Source organism: Pseudoalteromonas sp. MMG007, from assembly GCF_018100985.1.
GTDB lineage: Bacteria > Pseudomonadota > Gammaproteobacteria > Enterobacterales > Alteromonadaceae > Pseudoalteromonas.
Window position 1 is genome coordinate 108,815 of record NZ_JAGJEI010000001.1, and the last position, 19,439, is coordinate 128,253.

Below are 19,439 nucleotides of genomic sequence, written 5' to 3' on the forward strand. Positions count from 1 at the left end.
GATTACTAACGCTGTTAACAAGCTAATGGCGTTGGCATAATAAAAAGATGATAAATTTTCAGCAAGTAAGTAAAACTTACCCTGGCGGGCACCGTGCACTTGAAAAGGTTAATTTTCATATTAAGCCTGGCGAACTCGCTTTTTTAACGGGCCACAGTGGCGCCGGTAAAAGTACGCTACTTAAGCTAATTAGTTTAATGGAGCGCCCATCTGCGGGTAACGTGTTTATTAATGGGGTTGATTTGAATAAAGTTAACTCGCGTCAAATTCCTTATGCTCGTCGTGATATTGGTATTATTTTTCAAAACCACCGTTTATTAGAGCGCTATACCGTTTTTGATAATGTAGCATTACCTCTAATTATTGAGGGTACACATCATAAGCAAATAGCTAAACGAGTGCATGGCGCGCTTGATAAAGTGGGCCTGATAGATAAAATAAAATGTCATCCTTCTATGCTCTCTGGTGGTGAACAGCAGCGAGTAGGTATTGCCAGAGCTATTGTAAACTCCCCGCCAATATTATTAGCTGATGAACCTACTGGTAATCTCGACCCTGAGCTTTCAATGGAAATATTAAAGTTGTTCGAAGACTTTAATAAGCACGGTACAACTGTGCTTATTGCTACACATGATCTTGGTTTAGTGTCGCGTATGAAGTACCGAAGCCTAACTTTGAAAGATGGCCGTATGCTTGAAGATCCGCTTGCTGAGGGAGCATTATGAGTTTACTTTTTAAAGGTCGTCAAAATAGTAACGATAAGCAACAAAAGTCGATATTAGCGGGTGGATATTTTTTTATACTTAATATATTTCGCCAAGGTGTTCATAGCTTAGGTGAAATGTGGCGTACACCGCTTGCTTCAATGATGACTATTGCTGTACTTGGGCTGAGCCTAACTTTACCTGCTACACTGTATTTAGTTGTTAAAAACGTACAGCAAGTAAGTAGTGGCTTTGAAGAAGCCAGTGAAATCTCTTTGTTTGTAAAAGAGAGTATGAGTGAGCAAGAAACACAAACTTTGGTGAAGCGTTTGGCGTTATACCCAGAGGTTGAAAGTATAGAGTTTATTTCAAAACAACAAGCTCTTACTGAGTTTAAAGATGTTTCTGGCTTTGGGCAGGCTTTAGAATACTTAGACAAGAACCCACTACCAGATGTAGTACTGGTTACGCCAACAAAACGTAATAGGCAACCAAATGCTGCTAAGGTACTTTTGACAAAGCTTGAGAGCGAACGTGAAGTTGACTTTGGAAAGCTTGATATAGCATGGTTAGAGCGTTTAAATGCACTGCTTGATTTACTCAAAGAAAGTGTAATAACTATCGCACTATTATTACTTACCTCAGTGACTCTCATTATTGGCAATACTATCCGCTTGTCGATTATGGACAAAAAAGAAGAAATTCAAGTAATGAAACTTGTAGGGGCAACCAATACGTTTATACATGCCCCATTTTTATGGACTGGTATATGGTACGGCGTAATAGGCGGTTTATTTGCTTTTATATGTGTTGGATTAATGATGTGGTGGCTTTCGAGTGCTGTGAGTAGCGTTGCAGGCGTATATCAAACAAGCTTTTCACTTATTGGCTTATCGCTTAGCGAGCTTGGCTTTTTAGTATTACTTGCCACTAGCTTAGGCTTTATTGGCTCGTACCTATCTGTAAATCGGTATATTAAAGAAATAGAACCCGACAAAGTATAAATGAACCAATTCAACTTGATACACGTAGAGTATCAAGTTGGATACGCTTTCGGTTTATTAAAACTGTCATATTTATATACTATCCTCCCTTAAAGTAATGAGTTGTAAATAGCGTGTTGCGACGGAGCGAATTGCTTGCAAACCCTTAATTCATCACTTATTCAGTCGCTTGTAGTAGACTAAATACATACCAAAAAACTACTTGATTTATACTTTAAAAAAGTTTTAAATTGGGGTTAGCACTCTTAAGTAAAGAGTGCTAAGATGGTTTCAAATGTTTATCACCGAGGTGAAAAATGAGTAAAGATTTATACGCAATGGCACTTACAGTCGGACAACAAAGCGCAAGCATGGATGGTTACCTTCAAGCGGTAAGCACTATTCCTATGCTTAAAGTGGAGCAAGAGCAAGAGCTTGCTAAAAAGCTTCAGGAAGAAGGCGATCTTAGCGCTGCAAAACAACTCATTATGTCGCACTTACGCTTTGTAGCACATATAGCTAAAAGCTACTCGGGATACGGCTTACCACAAGCTGACCTTATTCAAGAAGGTAATATAGGCCTTATGAAGGCAGTTAAACGATTTGACCCTTCAGTAGGTGTACGTTTAGTGTCGTTTGCTGTGCATTGGATTAAAGCCGAAATCCATGAGTTTGTTCTAAAAAACTGGCGTATAGTTAAAGTTGCTACAACAAAGGCGCAACGCAAATTGTTTTTCAATCTACGTAAAAACAAAAAGCGTTTAGGCTGGTTCAATCAAGCCGAGGTTAGCACTGTTGCTAGTGAGCTAGGTGTGAGCGAAAAAGAAGTACGTGAAATGGAATCGCGCATGAGCGGCCAAGACATGGGCTTTGATTTAACAGGCGATGACAATGATGACGCGCCTACAAGTACTTACTCTCCAGTACAATATTTAACGGATGGTTCTGCTGACTTAGCTGACGATATCGAACAACAGCAGTGGCAAGAACAGTCTCATACTCGTTTATTTAGCGCACTTAAAACGCTGGATGAGCGTTCGCAAGACATTGTAAGTGCTCGTTGGTTATCTGACGACAAAGCAACATTACAAGAGCTTGCTGAAAAATACAGCGTATCGGCTGAGCGTGTTCGCCAGCTAGAGAAAACAGCAATGAAAAAGCTGCAAAGCGCTATGAGCTAATAGCTCTAAAGAATGAAATTGACAAAGCCCTGCATGAAAATGCGGGGCTTTTTGCTTTATAGCTATCAATTTTCAATTAGAAGCTGTTTGATGACAAATAACAGCGAATATATATTTTTAAGTGGGTAAACTTATAGTATATAAAGTCAATACTATTACCAGAGGCGCTAAGTTATTCTATAAATTAGTTCTTTTTGGCTGACATACAGGTGGCTTTTTTAAAGTGCTTATTATCGAGCACTTATTCCTTTGCTCTCAGCTTGCGCTAACTGTATATATTTTTTTTCTACTAATTGCGACACGGGCACAAGTTCAAACCCTTGCTCTGTTAACTGCGGTAATGCCTGGCGTAAAAACTTAATTGTTTCTGGGTAGGGGTGGGCAATTGCAATTGCAAATTTGTGTTTTGTAGCTTTGTGCTTTAATTCATCAAGCCTAAATTGCAATTGCTCGGGCGTTGTTATGTTGTCTAAAAATACGTGACGGCCAATATTCTCTACACCTAAAAAGTTTGCAGCATTTTGTGCTTGGCTTAAATCAGTGGTGCGACTATCTAAAAAGTATAAGTGACGCTTTTTAAGCACTTCCATGGTCCACTTCATGGCTTGGCTTTTTTGTGTAAGTGCTGAACCCATGTGATTATTAACGCCTTTAACTTGTGGCAAGCTGGCTAGTGCAGTTCCTAAAGTTTGTTGTAATTGTTCTTTATTCATATTTAGAGTTAATGCGCCTGGGCCAAGCTTTTTGCCGTTAAGTGCTTGCATAGGAACGTGTAACAGCAGTTCTTTATTTGACTGACTCGCAAGCGTTGCAAAAATTTGAGAATAAGGTGTGTGAGGCAAAATTGAATACGTCAATTGCCCAGGTAAGGAAAGGAATTCTAAGTCCCGTTGATGATAACCTATGTCATCTATCACTATTGCTATTTGCTTGGCGCTGACGCTTGTGCAGGCTAAGCAAATAAACAGTATTAGCCATTTTATTATTTTCACGTTTATGGTTTTTATTATCTTTTTTAAATCTCAATAGGTTGCTTTAAATAAAGTAGTTTATTGCATACTGAGTAATTGTTTTGCTTTAACTAATTGTAGATCGGCTAAGTTACCCGTGAGTAATTGCGCATTACTATTAGTTTGCTCATTTTTTATTATAACGGCTTTATTAGTTTGTGAAAGACCTGTTTGATTAATCACCACATCTGGTGTTATTCCTATTCCATCAATAGAATAACCAAGGGGTGTATAGTATTTAGCTGTGGTGAGTTTAAGTGCTGTGTTGCCATTGCCTAAAGGGATTAACGATTGCACAGAACCTTTACCAAATGACTGGCTGCCCACAATAGTAGCTCTTTTGTTGTCTTTAAGTGCAGCCGCGAGTATTTCGGCAGCTGAGGCTGAGTTTTCATTAATAAGTACAACAATAGGCGCGCCTTTTAAAATATCACCTCGTTTAGCGTAAAAGGCTTGGTTAGCATCGTAAAAGCGTCCTTTTGTAGTAACAATAGTCCCACTTTGTAAAAACAGGTCAGATACTGCAACCGCACTTTTTAATGTACCGCCTGGATTATCACGCAAATCAATTACTAAGCCTTTAAGCGGGGAGCCAAAGTGACGCTGTAAAGCCGCAACCTGTAAGGCCACCTCATGTAAAGTATGATTAGAAAAGTTATTAATAGCTAAATAGCCAGTGCCTGAGTTTAAAAGCTCGCTAGTTGCGCTTTCTAGATTTATTTCACGGCGTGTGACATGAAAGGTAATTAACTCTTTTGTGTTATCGCGCTTTATAGTTAGGTCTATATTTGCGAATTCACTTTCGCGTATTAACGTTGCCACTTCGTCGATCGTACGGTTATGTGCGCTGTTATTATTTACGCTTATTACTTTATCGCCAGGTAAAACTCCCGCTATTTTGGCAGGTGAGTTATCGACTACGTCAACAATAGTCATTATTTCATTAACACTTTTAACTTCAATACCAATACCGGTGTAGCGGCCATTTGTATTGTCAAATAATGACGTAAGTTCATGCTCATCTAAATATTTAGAGTAGGGGTCGAGTTTTGAATACAAACGTTCAAATTGTTTGTTGTTATAGTTGATATGGTCGCTATTTTGTAGCGCTAAATCATCTACGTAGTAGGCGTGTATATTAAAGAGGATTTCATCTATTTGTCTGCTTTTAAGCTTTTTTATAGAGCTTGCGTATACGTGAGCATTAAAAGCTAATAAGGTAAGTAATATGACCAAACACAGGCCTTTTAAAAAGCCTGTGTTTTTTTTAATCGCTGTATTTGATGCGTTTTTTTTGGTTGTCATCAGCTGCTCCTAATGCGGTGCAGCGGTTTATTCAATTAAATGCGTCTGCACCATTTTACAGGATTTACTGCGCGTCCTTTGTGGCGTATTTCAAAGTATAGACCAGAACTTGCCTGTCCGCCGCTTTGGCCCACTAATGCTAATGTTTCGCCTTCGCGTACCATATCGCCAACATCGCGTAATAGCGTTTGAGCATGGCCGTATAGACTCATAAATCCTTCGCCATGGTCAACTACAATCACCCAGCCAAAACCTTTTAACCAATCAGCAAATACCACTTGGCCATTTTGAATACTGTTTACGTTTGTGCCTTCTTTAGCGCCAATTAGCACGCCTTTCCAGTCAATGCCGCCATGTTTTCGCTGACCAAATGTATGCTCTAGTTTACCCTTACTTGGCCAAGGTAACTTACCTTTACTTTTGTTAAGCCCGATAAGCTCTATTTTTTGATTTTTTTCTTGCTCTAACTCTTCAATCGTAGTGATCAGCGTTTGCTGGTTCTCTTTTAAATAGCTAATTGAGTTTTTTGTACCTGTGAGCTGTGCTTGTAGGTTTTTTAGATTGGTTTGTCGCTCGCTTTGAGCATTTACTAATGCGGTTTGACGTCTTTTTTGTTCTTCATATAAAAGCTCTAATTTTTGTTGTGTTTTAACAAGCTCTTGTTGGTTTTGTGCTATTTGCTGTTGAAGCTGCTTTAGCTCTTCAATTTGTTCAATACGGGCTTTATTCAAATAATTATAATAACTAAGTGTACGCTCAAATTTAGCGGTGTCTTCTTGGTTTAGCAACATTTTAGAGTAGCCATCGCCACCGGCCATATAAGCACTTTTTAATTGTGCGGCTAATACATTTTGAAATTCTGCATGTTGTTTGTCGAGTTCATCAGCTTTATTTTGTAATTGCTTTTGCTGTGTTTTGGTTTCTGTTACGGATTGTTCAGCCATGTTGAGTGCTTTTGCATTTTTAGCTATATCAAGTTCATGGCTTTTGAGTTTTTTTTGTAATGAGGCTATTTTTTTTCTTTGTGCGTTATATTCAGCTTGGCTTTGCTGAAGTGCATTTTGTACTTCTGATAAGTCTTTTTTAGTACGCTCTTCATTAGCAACTGCATAAGCAGTTACTAATGAAGTAAGTATTAATCCGCACTGTATTAACCGGTTAACACATCTATTCATGTGCTATTTCAACATCATAATAGGTGTGCCAGTCATTTCGTCAGGCTGCTCCATGCCCATTAAGTGAAGCATTGTTGGTGCTACATCGCTTAATGCTTTACCTTGCATAGGCTCAGCGTCGCGGCCTACGTAAATAAATGGAACTGGCTCGCTAGTATGAGCTGTATGGGCTTGGCCTGTTTTAAGGTTAGCCATTTGCTCAGCGTTACCATGATCGGCAGTAATTAATGCTTCACCACCAAACTCTTCTAATGCATCAACAACTCGACCGATACAGGTATCTACGGCTTCACAGGCTTTAACAGCAGCTTCAAACACACCAGAGTGACCTACCATGTCGCCATTAGGGTAGTTACAAATAATAGCGTCGTATTTTCCACTTTTAATTGCTTCTACGAGCTTATCTGTAAGCATTTCTGAATTCATTTCAGGTTGTAGATCGTAAGTTGCTACCTGTGGTGAAGGAATTAGCTCACGTGTTTCGCCTTTAAATTCATCTTCGCGACCACCACTAAAGAAAAACGTAACGTGCGCGTATTTTTCTGTTTCAGAAATACGTAGCTGCGTTTTGTCATTTTTTTCTAGCCATTCACCTAACACATTTACAAGTGCTGACGAGCCAAAAGCAACAGGTGCATCAATATCGGCTGCGTATTCTGTCATCATTACAAAAGCGCTAAGTTTTGGAGATTTTTTCTTGGCGAAACCGTCAAATTCAGGCTCAACGAATGCACGCGTTATTTCACGGGCTCTGTCGGCTCTAAAGTTAGCAAAAATAACAGTATCGCCATCGTTAATTGCCGCAGGCTCGGTACCTGCTGGAGTAATTGTTGTAGCGGCTACAAACTCATCATTTTCGTCGCGCTCGTATGCGGCATTAAGTGCATCTACGCCGTTATCAAAATTAAAATCGCCTTGCGCGAGAGTCATTACGTCATATGCTTTTTCTACTCGGTTCCAGCGGTTGTCTCTGTCCATTGCATAATAACGCCCTACAAGTGAGGCTAAGCGACCGCATTTAAGTTCGCTAAACAATGCTTCAATACGTTCAATTGATGCTTTAGCGCTGCGCGGTGGTGTATCACGACCATCTAAAAAGCCGTGGAAGTAAACTTCTTTCGCGCCGCGTTTTGCTGCAAGTTTAATGCTGGCAACAATATGATCTTCATGGCTATGAACGCCACCTGGGCTCAATAGGCCCATAATATGAACCGCTTTTCCTGCATTTACTGCTTTATCTATGTTTTCAACTAATGCGGGTGTTGAGTCAAACTCACCATCGTCAATCGCTTTAGTAATACGAGTAAAGTCTTGATAAACTATTCGACCGGCGCCTAAATTAACGTGGCCCACTTCTGAATTACCCATTTGCCCGTCAGGAAGACCAACATCTAAACCCGAAGCTGATATTAATGTGTGTGGACGAGTTGCCCATAATTCGTCTAATACCGGTGTGTTTGCTGCAAGAATAGCGTTACTTTGTTCATCTTCGCGGTATCCCCAGCCGTCTAAAATCATTAATACCAGTGGTTTTTTATGCTCTGTCATAATAGCTCCTGAAAATTAGCACCTGTTGATGGGTACTGAGTAGCGAAAGGGTTATCTGGTTAGTTTTAGCATACCGTGTTTTAGCGATAGGATCAGCACTGAAAACAAGATATTAAATTTTTATCTACTATTTAATATGGGGGGCTTTATCGTTTTTTAAACTGTGCCAAACTCGCATTTTAACTTGGTTTGGGTATACTTGCGGGGCTAAAAAGCAAAACACCTAAAAAATTAGGTTTAGAACATAATTTCATAGTGGAAGTAGAATGGATCAATATATTGAATTTATTACAAATCATCCCGTTTTAAGCCTTGCTTGGGTTGGTCTTGTTTTTCTTATTGTAAGCGGTTTGATTAAAAGTAAATTTTCAGCAATCCGTCAAATTAACCCTCAACAGCTTACGCTTTTAATTAATCGTGAAGACGGTAAAGTTGTTGATATTCGCGCTCAAAAAGAGTTTTCGGCAGGCCATATTGCTAACTCTGTGCACTTGAGCCCTGAAAAAGCGAAACAATCTGACTTTTCAAGCCTTGAAAAGTACAAGAGCAAACCCATTATATTGGTATGTACCACAGGTATGACTGCCCAAGGTACTGCAACTGCGATGCATAAAGCTGGTTTTGAAGAGGTTTATGTATTGGCAAGCGGTATGGGTGCGTGGCAATCAGCGAGCCTACCAACTACAACAGGTCGCTAATCATTTTAGCTAGACCGATAGAGGATTTATTATGAGTAATGTTGTTTTATACACCAAAGCGTATTGTCCATTTTGTCAGCGCGCTCTTTCGCTTTTAAATAGCAAAGGCGTGGAATATACAAATATTGATATTGGTGTACAGCCTGAACTTCGCGATGAAATGATCGCCAAAGCAGGTGGTGCAAGCACAGTACCGCAAATTTTTATTAATGATGAACATATCGGTGGCTGCGACGACATGATGGCAATAGAAGCGCAAGGTAAACTTGACGCTAAGCTAAACGCTTAAACTTAAATTATAATAACGAACAAGTTAGGAAAAACAATGAACGAAGAAACTCAAAACGCAGCAGCTGCAGAAGCCGGCGCACAATTTACTATTCAACGCATTTACACTAAAGATGTATCGTTTGAGACGCCAAACTCACCGGCTATTTTTCAAAAAGAATGGGCGCCTGAGGTTAAGCTAGACTTAGACACTCGCTCTAACAAGTTAGATGAAGGCGTGTTTGAAGTTGTTTTAGCACTAACTGTAACAGCATCTATTGGCGAAGAAACTGCGTTTTTATGTGAAATTCAGCAAGCGGGTATTTTTACTATTGCTGAGGTTGAAGAAGTGCAACTTGCACACATGCTAGGTGCATTTTGTCCTAACGTGTTATTCCCGTATGCTCGTGAAGCGGTATCAAATTTAGTTAATCGCGGTACTTTCCCACAGCTTAATCTTGCGCCAGTTAATTTTGACGCATTGTTTGCACAATACATGCAACAACGTACTGCGCAAACAGGCCAGGTTACAGCAGACGCATAACCTATGAGTACAGCAACTACAGCTGTTACTGTATTAGGGGCGGGGTCTTACGGCACCGCCCTTGCTATTTGCTTAGCCCGAAATGGTCATAATGTGACTCTTTGGGGTAGGAATAGCGACGACGTTGCCACGCTTGCAGCTGAGCGGAAAAATCAACGTTACTTACCTGATGCTCCTTTTCCAGACACTCTTTCTCTTGAAGCCGACTTACAACAAGCCGTTGCTAGCAGCAAAATTGTACTTGTTGTGGTACCAAGTCATGCATTTGGCGATACACTTCAACAAATTAAACCTGCATTACAAGCGGGGACTGAAATTGCGTGGGCAACTAAAGGCCTTGAGCCAAATACAGGGCGCTTATTGCAAGAAGTGGCTTTACAAGAATTAGGTGACGAAGTTGCACTAGCGGTACTTTCAGGCCCTACATTTGCTAAAGAAATGGCAATGGGTTTACCTACCGCTATTTCTGTTTCGTCTACGTCGCCTGAGTTTGCTCAGCAATTAGCTGATTTATTGCATTGTGGCCGCTCATTCCGTGTGTATAACAATGATGACTTCATTGGGATACAGCTAGGTGGTGCGGTTAAAAATGTAATTGCTATTGGTGCCGGTATTTCGGATGGTGTGGGCTTTGGTGCTAATGCACGAACTGCACTTATTACGCGTGGGCTTGCAGAGTTAACTCGCTTAGGCTGCGCTCTAGGTGCAAAGCCAGAAACCTTTATGGGAATGGCAGGCCTTGGCGATTTAATTTTAACCTGTACAGATAATCAATCACGTAATCGTCGATTCGGTTTAGCACTTGGCAAAGGTGAAAGTGTAGAGGCTGCAATTGAGTCTATTGGCCAAGTAGTCGAAGGCTTTAGAAATACCAAAGAAGTGTATTTATTAGCGCAGCGTGCTGGCGTGGAAATGCCAATCACTGAGCAAATTTATAAAGTACTTTATGAAAATAAAGACATGAAAGAAGCCGCTATGGCTCTTTTAGGGCGAGAGCAGCGTTCTGAATAACTTTATAAGCGTTTATAAAACTAAAAAACCGACGTTATGTCGGTTTTTGGTTGTTTGGTACAAGGTTTTTATTGGGCGTTAGGAAAGCCAAGCTGGCGCCAAGATTCATATACAAATACGGCTACCGCGTTAGATAAGTTCATGCTGCGGCTATTAGGCTGCATAGGAATGCGCACGCGTTGATCGTTTGGTAATGCTTGAATCATTTCATCAGGCAGGCCACGTGTTTCAGGACCAAAGACTAAACAATCTCCCGCTTCGTAACTTGCCTCATGATGAAATTGACTGCCTTTGGTTGTGCATGCGTACACTTTTTTTGGCTTGCACTTTTCTAGGTAGGCTTCAAATGATGCATGGCGTTGTACGTGGCTAAATTCGTGGTAATCAAGGCCTGCACGTTTAACGCGTTTGTCGTCCCATTCAAACCCTAAAGGCTCAATTAAATGCAGTGCATAGCCTGTATTTGCACATAGGCGAATAATATTACCTGTATTAGGTGGTATTTCAGGTTGGTATAAAACAATATCCAGCATAATGAGCCTTTTTAGTAATCGGTTGAGCGCAGCAGTATACACGAAACCTTTAAAAAAAATGATATACTCAATGCATTGAATACAGTGATTAACGGATATATACGTGCATAACCGCAGCTACGAATTTTGGGTTAAAACCTCAAGCATTGTCACCATGGTTATGGTGAGTTTAATGATTGGGGCAAAAACATGGGCATGGCTTGCGTCAGGCTCTGCTTCAATGCTTGGCTCATTGACTGATTCGTTAATGGATATAACAGCCACAGCCATGAGTTTTTTGGTATTAGGTTATGCACTGCGACCAGCCGATGACGATCACCGTTTTGGGCATGGTAAAGCTGAGGCACTTGCAGGATTAGGGCAGGCAGCATTTATTGCAGGATCAGGTTGTTTACTTGCATTTCATGGTATTGAACGCTTATTTAATCCAATACAGTTAACGCATTCTTTATTGGGCGTATGGGTAAGTATTTTTGCAATTGTGTGTACGCTGGTAATTGTATTTGTACAAAATAAAGTAGTTAAGTATACCGACTCTATTGCTATAAAAGCCGATTCAGTACATTACAAAGGCGATTTAATATTAAATGCTGCCGTGCTATTGGCTATTTTATTAGCTTATTATGGCGTACTTTATGCCGATCCCCTTTTTGCAATTGGGGTGGCGGGCTACTTACTTTATAACAGTTGGGATATAGCGCGTGATAGTGCTGATCATCTAATGGATAAAGAACTCCCAGATGATGAAAAGCAAAGCATATTTGATATAGCTAAGGAGCATGCCGATGTACATGGTGTACACGGTATTCGCACTCGCCAAGGCGGGAAAATTAAGTTTATTCAAATGCATTTAGAGCTGGATGATAACTTAAGTTTAATACGTGCTCATAATGTGGCTGATGAAGTAGAGGCCATGATAAGTTCTCGTTTTGAATCAGAGGTAGATATACTCATCCACCTCGATCCGCTTTCTGTTTTGGTGAATTCTAAAACCGCTCAAGAAGTAACAGACTCACAAAATTGATAAAAATTAGTTAATAGCGGCTTTCGAATTTCGTCACGTTCAAAAAGTAGCTCGTGTTTTGCATCTTCAAAACTCTCAATTGTTGCATGAGCGTGTCTTTTTGCAAAGCTGTACTGCGCTTTATTGTTAACAACTGTATCGCTAGCTGCACTTGCTATAAACAAAGGGATTGGTACGTTTAGCTTATCAATAGACTTTAAAAACGATATTGTAGCTGCGAGCCAGCCAAACGTAACGCCACCTAATTGTATGTTAGGTTCTAATTTATAGGTTTGCCTAAAGTAGGTGTAACGCTCTTCGCTGCTAGTAAGTACGTTTTCAGTAAATGGGATTGGATTATAGTTGCCTTGTCCAAAAGCATAACAAGAGTGTAGGCCAAGCAAAGTGGCTAACTTAACAATAAATTGCGTTGGTATTTTTGGTACGTCTTTTGTAAAAATATCAAACATAGGCGCAGACAAAAACACGCCTTTATAGCTGTTTTCAAATTTTGCTAAGTAATCAATCGCTATCGCGCTACCCATTGAATGAGCCAGCATGACTTTTTTACCTTGCCAATGCTTTGAAACTATTTGCTGATCAAAGTTATTAAGATCACTGCTGTAGTTATTATAATGTTTTACAAAGCCTTTATGCTTATTTTTAAGATGCCTGTAAGAGCGCCCTTGACCTTGATGATCCATAATAAACACAGCAAAATTATTACAATACAGCTCCCATAACAGTTCTTTATATTTTTCTAGGCCTTCAACACGCCCCGTACTTATTACTACAGCAGTTGCAGCATTGTCAGGGATTGCGTATGCGTAAAATAGCTTTCCTGATGGCGTATCTAAGTAGCTTTTAGTTAAAAGGGAAGTATAAAAAACATTAATGGCCTCTTGATTGTTCTCAAGCTGGGCTTCTGAACTATAAAACATGTTTTACTCTTTGATTAATGGCAAGGTTATATTAGCACACAAGCCACCTTGTTCTTTATTCGATAAGACTAAATTTCCGCCATGCGCGGTAATGGCATTTTTAGCAATAGCAAGCCCTAGGCCAGTCCCTCCACTTACGCGGTCGCGAGCATCTGATTGCCTAAAAAACGGTTCACAAAGCTTGCTTAGCTGCTCATTAGGTACACCTGACCCATCGTCGCATATTTCTATATAAATGGCATTTGAATGCTTTAGGGTTATGCTAATGGTGTGTTGAGCATATTTAATCGCATTACGAAGTAAGTTTTCAAGCGCGCTAGCTATCAGTGCCTCATCGCAATTAATATTTACAACCACACTACCCGTAACTTTTAGCTGTTTATTATTTTGTTTAGCTTCAAATTGAGCATCATTAATTACGTGATCGACAATAACTTGTAAAGACTGTTTTTGCAGGGAAAGTGCTTGGCTTTTAGCCTCTAAACGAGAAACCTGTAATACATCGGCTATCATTTTATCAAGCTGGTTTGCTTCTTTTTCTATACGTAATAAATACGATTGGCTAGGTTCGTTAGCTTGCATTTGTGCAAGCCCTGTAGCCATTTTTAGGCGTGTTAGAGGTGAACGAAGTTCATGCGATATATCGGCAAGTAAACGCTTTTGTGAGCTAATAAGTAGCTCCAACTGATTAGCCATACTGTTAAAGTCGCGCCCAAGTATTCCTAGCTCATCGTTTCGACTCGTTGGAATATCGGCTCTGGCTGTTAAGTCGCCAGCAGATAATTTAATAGCCGCTTTTTTGAGGCTGTTAATAGGAGCAATTAAGTTACGGCTAAATACAAAGCTCAACACAAGTGATGCAGCAATTGCGATAAATATTTTTATCCAATTAGGCATTAGTTTAAAACGTAATAATAGCGGCGGTTGATGATTTATATCTATTTCGTATAGATAAAAACTTCCCTGTGGGATATTTATATTTACTGGCCCAAAAGCTTGGTATTTTTCTGTGAAAATTATCTGCGGAGACATATTTTGAGTAAAGTTTAATAAACTCAAGTCAATATTATCGGGGACTTCTTTGTTGCTATGAGCATCCTCGCCTTGTGCGGCACTTAAATATAAAAGCTTTCGCTTTGTGAGTCTTGGATGCACTAAAACATCGTCTAAACTACGTTTGTGCTTTATTACAGAGCGCTCTATATTTTTGGCCGTGTATATAAGGTTCTTTTTCATCGGGCCAGATAAGGGCTCGTTGGTTACTGCATTAATAGCGGTTATGTTACTTAAAAATACAAGTGCCGCTACCGTACCAATAATGGTTAACCAAAACCAAAAAAATATTTTAAAAAATAAGTAATGTTTAGGGTGCTTGAGCCAACTAAAGTACATACTATTATTCGCCTTGAATAAAGACATAGCCCGTACCTCGCATAGTCTTAATTCGCTCGGCTTGTATATGCTCTGCTATTTTTTTACGTATATTACTTACATGCATATCTATAGAGCGATCAAATGAGGCTAAGCGCCTACCTAAAACTTCCTCACTTATTTGCTCTTTACTCACCACTTCGCCCGCATTTTTACATAGCAAAGCCAAAATTTCGTACTCGGTGCCTGTAAGCGTAAGTGTGGAGTTATTAATTGAAGCTTCGCGCGCAGCAAGGTTTACGGTAATCCCATTAACAAGCAGCTTATTATTAGTAGTAGGTGCGCTTAAGCTATTAATGTGCTCTATACGGCGGGTTATTGCTTTAACGCGGGCTAGTAGTTCACGGTGATTAAAAGGTTTAGGTATATAATCGTCGGCGCCAAGCTCTAGGCCAAAAATACGATCGAAGTCCTCACCTTTAGCGGTAAGCATTATGACCGGTGTGAGCTTTGTTTGCCTAAGTTGTTTAAGTACTTCAAAACCATCAAGCGTAGGTAGCATTACATCTAATAATATAAGTGCGTAGTCGTTTGTTTGTGCTAACTTTAGACCCTGAGCACCATCGTGTACGCTTTGAATTTCAAAGCCTTGCGCAGCTAAGTACTCACTTAAAAGCTCACAAAGGCCAGTGTCGTCATCAATCATTAATAGTTTCATTTCAAACCCTTAGGCAATTCTCTATATTGTTATTTTACGTCTTAAATTGTGCAAAAGTGAATCTTTACACAACCTTTACACTGCTTTGCGTTACTTTGCGTTGAATTATGTATAGTTAACTCACTGGCTTAGCAGTCACAACCAAATTAAATCCATCCAATATTAAGGTGATGATTATGACTAAAGTAAATACACTTTCAAAATTAGTACTTATTTGCGGCCTAGCAACAGCCACTCTTGGCGCTGGTAGCGTATTAGCTAAAGGTGATATGCATAAAAAGCAAGGTCACTCTCAAGCTCGTTTTTTACTTTCTGAGCGTGCAGCCGATAAATTAAATTTAACAGATGAGCAGCAAACTAAGCTTAAAACTATTTTTGAAGCGCAAAAAACGCAAATGAAAGCATTACGAGGCGATGATAAAGAAGCACGTAAAGCCGAGCGTGAAGCGCATAAAGCAAAAATGGACGCTCTACTTTCAGCTGCAACATTTGATGAAAATGCAGCAAAAGAGCTATTAAATGAACGTCATGAAAAAGGCATAGAGTTTGGGTTAATAAAACTTAAAACTCAGCACCAAGTAATGCAAGTACTTAATGCAGAGCAACAAGAGAAGTTCAAAAAAATGCAAAAACGCATGGGCAAAAAAAAGCAGCGTAAGCAAAAAGACTAATCGTTTAATTATAGATTAAATACTAAAAAGCCAGCTTAATGCTGGCTTTTTCTATTAGTATAATTACTTAAGCTTATTTAAAAAATTCGTCTTCATTTTTGGCCATCATGGCTTCAATATCTTCAATCATGTCTTGGCTAAATTGCTCAGCCGAAGTGATTGGTGCAGAGATTTTGTTATTCTCAAACGACCATTCACCTAAATCAATAAGCTGGCAGCGCTTTGAACAAAAAGGGCGGTGTGGGCTTTGCTCAGACCATTCAACGTTGTTTTTACACGTTGGACAGTTAACAATAGTTGGCATACTTTACTCTCTAAATTTTTTGCTTATAGCGCTAAAGGGAATCATTAGAGCTATACACTTACATATTAGTTACGCGATTTATCTCAGCCAGAGACGTTAAACCATCAGCGGCTTTTCGTAAACCCGACAGGCGTAAATTATTAAACCCAGCTTTAAGAGATACCTCTGCTATTTCTAGTGAGTTACCACCACGCATAATAATTTGTGCTATTTCTGGGGTAATTTGCATTACTTCGTAAATACCTACGCGGCCTTTATAACCATCTGTACAACTATCGCAGCCTTTAGGAGCGTAGAGTGTCATATCTTCAATTTGCTCTGTGGTAAACCCTTGGCGAGACAGCTCTTCGCTAGGTAGTTGCTCTGGTGTTTTACACTTAGGACATAACCTACGTGCTAATCGCTGGGCTATAATTAAGCTAATAGAGCTTGCCACGTTATAAGCGGGGACGCCCATATTTAATAAGCGAGTAATGGTTTCGGGTGCAGAGTTTGTATGCAGTGTTGATAACACTAAGTGACCCGTTTGCGCAGCTTTAATTGATATTTCAGCGGTTTCAAGGTCACGTATTTCACCTACCATTACTACATCTGGATCTTGACGTAAAAATGCACGCAGGGCGTTTGCAAAAGTCATCTCGGCTTTAGGGTTTATTTGTACTTGGTTAACCCCTTCAAGGTTTATTTCTACCGGATCTTCTGCGGTACTAATATTTCGCTCTGGCTGATTTAAAATATTTAAGCCTGTATAAAGTGATACCGTTTTACCAGAGCCGGTAGGGCCTGTAACCAGGATCATGCCTTGTGGCTGAGCGAGGGCATCCATGTAGAGCTTTTTCTGCTCTTCTTCATAGCCGAGGACATCAATGCCTAGCATAGCGCTTGATGAATCTAATATACGCATTACTATTTTTTCACCCCAAAGGGTTGGCATCGTGCTCACACGAAAATCGATACTTTTTCGTTCAGTAATTTTTAATTTGATGCGGCCATCTTGCGGTTTACGTTTTTCAGCTATATCGAGCCTAGACATTACTTTAATACGTGCAGAAAGCTTAGTAGAAAGCGTATTCGGTGGGCTGGCTACTTCGTGCAAAATTCCGTCTATTCGAAAGCGAATGCGGTATTTGTGCTCGTACGGTTCAAAGTGCAAATCCGAGGCGCCTTTTTTAATGGCATCCATTAAAATTTTATTGATATAAACAATGATTGGTGCATCGTCTTTATCATCATCTTTAGGGGCGGTTTCTTTTGGGCCTTCTGTATCTAAATCGGCAAACTCTTTAAACTCATCATCACTTAAATTTAAGCTACCAGTAGCATCTAATAATTGCTCTATTTTATTATCGAGTTGAACGTAATCAACCACGACCACTTCACACGATAAACCCGTACTAAATTCAAAGTTTTCAAAAGCGCCGTAGTCGGTTGGGTCTGAGGCGGCAATGTATACTTTTCGACCTTTTTGAACAAGCGGTAAAATATGATGTTTGCGGATGAGCTTTTCTTTTACAAGGTCTGCTGGAATAGATGCAGGATCAAAGTCTTTTAAATCAAAATAGGGTACGCGAAATAAATCAATACATTGCTCTGCTAAGTCTAAGCTGTCGATTTTTCCACATTTAGAAATAAGCTCAGCTGTTGAGGCAAATTCGTTTTGTTTTGCTTTAACTGTATCGGCATCGATACGGCCAAGGGTAATAAATTTTCTCAATAACGGTGAGTTAATATTCATTGCGCACCTGCTTTATTCCTTCAATAGTAAGCAATTTATCAGAAACAAGAAGGGGATTACATTATCTTTCGTTCTTTGCAGCGATTTTACTAACTAAAATGTAAATTTATGTGAGTTATGACCCTATTAATGGGATTTAGTTGTACTGTTTAAAGCATAGTGTAGATAATTTTTATGAAGAACAACAAGTTCTGCATGAACGAGCGTTAAATCGCGGTCATTATTTAGAATGTCATCTGCTTTTTGCTGTTTATCTTCACGAGACATTTGTGCTGCAATAATACTTTTTACTTGCTCAATTGTTGTATTATCGCGTTTTGCCGTACGCTCAATTTGTACAGAGGCCGGTACATCAATAAGTAATGTATGGTTGCAATATCTATCAAGGTTATTTTCAAATAATAAAGGGGCTACTAATACAACATAAGGGCTTGTTGCATTATTTAAATCGGCCAATATTTTTTTACGAATAAGTGGGTGAAGCAGTGCGTTTAGCCATTCTTTATCAGCATTATTTGTAAATATTTTAGTGCGTAGTACTGCTCTATTTAATGTGCCATTGGGTAGTAAAATATTTTTACCAAAGTGCGCAATAATCGCATTTAGGCCGGTACTATTGGGGGCTACTACTTCACGCGCAATAATATCGGCATCAACAACAGTAATCGCTAATTCTTCAAACATATTGCTAACGGCTGTTTTGCCGCAGCCAATACCGCCCGTTAAGCCTAGCACCCAGTTATTTATTTTAGTTGTTTGCTCACCCATATCAATAGCCAATTAAATTAAAATACATATTTTGAATTTGACTGCCCCACAATAGTGTAATCCAACCAGCTATGGCTAAATAAGGGCCAAATGGAATGGGCGTTGCTTTGTCTTTACCTTGAATACTCAAAAGAGCAATGCCAATAATGGCGCCTACTACGCTTGAAAGCAGTATAATGGTTAAAAGTGATTGCCAACCAAGAAGTGCGCCAAATACGGCTAGTAATTTAAAGTCCCCATAACCCATACCTTCTTTACCGGTTAATAGCTTAAATAACCAAAATACACTCCATAAGCTTAGATAACCAAAAGCGGCACCCATAATTGCATCACTTGGCGTAATTGTAATTCCGGCAACAGCGGCAATAAGTGCCAGCCAAACAAGTGGAAGAGTGAGCTGATCGGGGAGCAGCATGTGGTCAATATCAATAAAAGTTAGCGCGACTAAAATCCAGGTTATAAAAATATATAAAAGGGCTTGCTCTGTAGCACCAAAGCTATAAGCAATAATTAGGCTTAGTATGGTTGTAATTGCCTCAACAGCAGGGTAACGAACAGAAATTGAGTTACTACAGTTCGCACATTTACCTTTTAGCAAAAGCCAACTAATAATGGGTATATTCTGCCAAGGCTTAATAGCCATTTTGCATTTTGGGCAGGTAGAGTTAGGTTTTACTAAGTTAAAAGGCTCGTAGGTTTGGGTTTGCTTAGGTTTATTAGCTGTTAGTTCATCTTCTAAAAGTAGTCTGCACTCGCTTTGCCATTCTCGTTGCATCATAAGTGGTAAGCGATAAATAACCACATTTAAAAAACTGCCTACACATAAACTGACTAAGCCAACAGTAGTTAAATAAAACCACAGTTGGTTTTGCATTACTTCAATAATACTTTGCATTTATTTACCTGAAAATTATTCTAAAAATTAAGAGTCTAAAAATTAAGTGAAATAATTATCACAAAGAGAAGTTG

At 39.5% G+C, this 19,439-nt stretch carries 21 protein-coding genes; 9 read left to right on the forward strand and 12 right to left on the reverse strand.

The genetic code is table 11. The annotated features are described in order from the left end of the window. Window positions 1-47: 47 nt before the first annotated feature. From ftsE to rpoH, 3 genes are all read left to right on the forward strand, one after another. A complete protein-coding gene (gene ftsE / locus J8L71_RS00495; RefSeq protein ID WP_210998790.1) occupies window positions 48-725 on the forward strand; it encodes a cell division ATP-binding protein FtsE in 678 nt (225 codons plus the stop codon). Continuing rightward, the gene (gene ftsX, locus J8L71_RS00500; protein ID WP_210998791.1) at window positions 722-1,708 is read left to right on the forward strand and encodes a permease-like cell division protein FtsX; all 987 of its coding nucleotides are present in this window, start codon (window positions 722-724) and stop codon (window positions 1,706-1,708) included. The genes ftsE and ftsX overlap by 4 nt, the downstream gene beginning before the upstream one ends. Window positions 1,709-2,004: 296 nt before the next feature. After that, window positions 2,005-2,868, forward strand: coding sequence for an RNA polymerase sigma factor RpoH (gene rpoH, locus J8L71_RS00505; protein WP_013465954.1), 864 nt, complete (start codon window positions 2,005-2,007; stop codon window positions 2,866-2,868). A gap of 230 nt (window positions 2,869-3,098) precedes the next feature. Here the strand turns inward: rpoH and J8L71_RS00510 are convergent, their stop codons facing one another. From J8L71_RS00510 to gpmM, 4 genes are read right to left on the reverse strand one after another with little or no spacing between them, the layout of a single operon-like run. Beyond that, window positions 3,099-3,860 carry a divergent polysaccharide deacetylase family protein gene (locus J8L71_RS00510; RefSeq protein ID WP_210998792.1) on the reverse strand — a complete coding sequence of 254 codons (762 nt, stop codon included), beginning with the start codon at window positions 3,858-3,860 and terminating at the stop codon, window positions 3,099-3,101. A 57-nt stretch (window positions 3,861-3,917) separates the two neighbouring features. After that, the gene (locus tag J8L71_RS00515; RefSeq protein ID WP_210998793.1) at window positions 3,918-5,183 is read right to left on the reverse strand and encodes a S41 family peptidase; all 1,266 of its coding nucleotides are present in this window, start codon (window positions 5,181-5,183) and stop codon (window positions 3,918-3,920) included. A gap of 35 nt (window positions 5,184-5,218) precedes the next feature. After that, window positions 5,219-6,358 (reverse strand): peptidoglycan DD-metalloendopeptidase family protein, encoded by a 1,140-nt coding sequence (locus J8L71_RS00520; protein ID WP_210998794.1) that lies wholly within the window; start codon window positions 6,356-6,358, stop codon window positions 5,219-5,221. Window positions 6,359-6,361: 3 nt separating this feature from the next. Continuing rightward, window positions 6,362-7,906, reverse strand: a complete 1,545-nt coding sequence (gpmM, locus tag J8L71_RS00525) for a 2,3-bisphosphoglycerate-independent phosphoglycerate mutase (protein WP_210998795.1) — start codon at window positions 7,904-7,906, stop codon at window positions 6,362-6,364. 266 nt (window positions 7,907-8,172) lie between these two features. Between gpmM and J8L71_RS00530 the strand changes: the two genes are divergently transcribed. From J8L71_RS00530 to gpsA, 4 genes are read left to right on the forward strand one after another with little or no spacing between them, the layout of a single operon-like run. Continuing rightward, window positions 8,173-8,604: a rhodanese-like domain-containing protein gene (locus tag J8L71_RS00530; protein WP_210998796.1), complete on the forward strand. Its 432-nt coding sequence runs from the start codon at window positions 8,173-8,175 to the stop codon at window positions 8,602-8,604. Window positions 8,605-8,635: 31 nt separating this feature from the next. After that, a complete protein-coding gene (gene grxC, locus J8L71_RS00535; protein ID WP_058549390.1) occupies window positions 8,636-8,893 on the forward strand; it encodes a glutaredoxin 3 in 258 nt (85 codons plus the stop codon). Window positions 8,894-8,929: 36 nt separating this feature from the next. Continuing rightward, window positions 8,930-9,415 (forward strand): protein-export chaperone SecB, encoded by a 486-nt coding sequence (secB, locus tag J8L71_RS00540; RefSeq protein WP_210998797.1) that lies wholly within the window; start codon window positions 8,930-8,932, stop codon window positions 9,413-9,415. Window positions 9,416-9,418: 3 nt separating this feature from the next. Then, window positions 9,419-10,426, forward strand: a complete 1,008-nt coding sequence (gene gpsA / locus J8L71_RS00545) for an NAD(P)H-dependent glycerol-3-phosphate dehydrogenase (RefSeq protein ID WP_210998798.1) — start codon at window positions 9,419-9,421, stop codon at window positions 10,424-10,426. 68 nt (window positions 10,427-10,494) lie between these two features. Here gpsA and trmL read toward each other — a convergent pair whose 3' ends face one another. Continuing rightward, window positions 10,495-10,959 (reverse strand): tRNA (uridine(34)/cytosine(34)/5-carboxymethylaminomethyluridine(34)-2'-O)-methyltransferase TrmL, encoded by a 465-nt coding sequence (gene trmL, locus J8L71_RS00550; RefSeq protein WP_104643371.1) that lies wholly within the window; start codon window positions 10,957-10,959, stop codon window positions 10,495-10,497. A gap of 154 nt (window positions 10,960-11,113) precedes the next feature. On the opposite strand from trmL, the gene J8L71_RS00555 reads away from it, so the two are divergent. Continuing rightward, window positions 11,114-11,983, forward strand: coding sequence for a cation diffusion facilitator family transporter (locus tag J8L71_RS00555; protein WP_210999335.1), 870 nt, complete (start codon window positions 11,114-11,116; stop codon window positions 11,981-11,983). Here J8L71_RS00555 and J8L71_RS00560 read toward each other — a convergent pair. Genes J8L71_RS00560 through J8L71_RS00570 form a run of 3 tightly spaced genes read right to left on the reverse strand, consistent with a single transcriptional unit; the run spans window position 11,956 to window position 14,992 of the window. Then, window positions 11,956-12,903, reverse strand: coding sequence for an alpha/beta fold hydrolase (locus J8L71_RS00560; protein ID WP_210998799.1), 948 nt, complete (start codon window positions 12,901-12,903; stop codon window positions 11,956-11,958). The genes J8L71_RS00555 and J8L71_RS00560 overlap by 28 nt on opposite strands. A gap of 3 nt (window positions 12,904-12,906) precedes the next feature. Beyond that, window positions 12,907-14,322, reverse strand: coding sequence for an ATP-binding protein (locus J8L71_RS00565; RefSeq protein WP_210998800.1), 1,416 nt, complete (start codon window positions 14,320-14,322; stop codon window positions 12,907-12,909). Continuing rightward, a complete protein-coding gene (locus J8L71_RS00570) occupies window positions 14,300-14,992 on the reverse strand; it encodes a response regulator transcription factor (RefSeq protein ID WP_210998801.1) in 693 nt (230 codons plus the stop codon). The genes J8L71_RS00565 and J8L71_RS00570 overlap by 23 nt, the downstream gene beginning before the upstream one ends. 176 nt (window positions 14,993-15,168) lie before the next feature. Between J8L71_RS00570 and J8L71_RS00575 the strand changes: the two genes are divergently transcribed. Next, window positions 15,169-15,663 carry a Spy/CpxP family protein refolding chaperone gene (locus J8L71_RS00575; protein WP_210998802.1) on the forward strand — a complete coding sequence of 165 codons (495 nt, stop codon included), beginning with the start codon at window positions 15,169-15,171 and terminating at the stop codon, window positions 15,661-15,663. 73 nt (window positions 15,664-15,736) lie between these two features. Here the strand turns inward: J8L71_RS00575 and yacG are convergent, their stop codons facing one another. The 4 genes from yacG to J8L71_RS00595 form a co-directional block, all read right to left on the reverse strand. Continuing rightward, the gene (gene yacG / locus J8L71_RS00580) at window positions 15,737-15,967 is read right to left on the reverse strand and encodes a DNA gyrase inhibitor YacG (RefSeq protein ID WP_210998803.1); all 231 of its coding nucleotides are present in this window, start codon (window positions 15,965-15,967) and stop codon (window positions 15,737-15,739) included. Between the two features lie 58 nt (window positions 15,968-16,025). Then, window positions 16,026-17,702 carry a type IV-A pilus assembly ATPase PilB gene (pilB, locus tag J8L71_RS00585; RefSeq protein ID WP_210998804.1) on the reverse strand — a complete coding sequence of 559 codons (1,677 nt, stop codon included), beginning with the start codon at window positions 17,700-17,702 and terminating at the stop codon, window positions 16,026-16,028. Window positions 17,703-17,828: 126 nt separating this feature from the next. Next, window positions 17,829-18,470, reverse strand: coding sequence for a dephospho-CoA kinase (gene coaE, locus J8L71_RS00590; protein ID WP_210998805.1), 642 nt, complete (start codon window positions 18,468-18,470; stop codon window positions 17,829-17,831). Between the two features lies 1 nt (window position 18,471). Beyond that, entirely contained in the window at window positions 18,472-19,365 is an 894-nt protein-coding gene (locus J8L71_RS00595; RefSeq protein ID WP_210998806.1) for an A24 family peptidase, read from the reverse strand. Window positions 19,366-19,439: the final 74 nt, after the last annotated feature.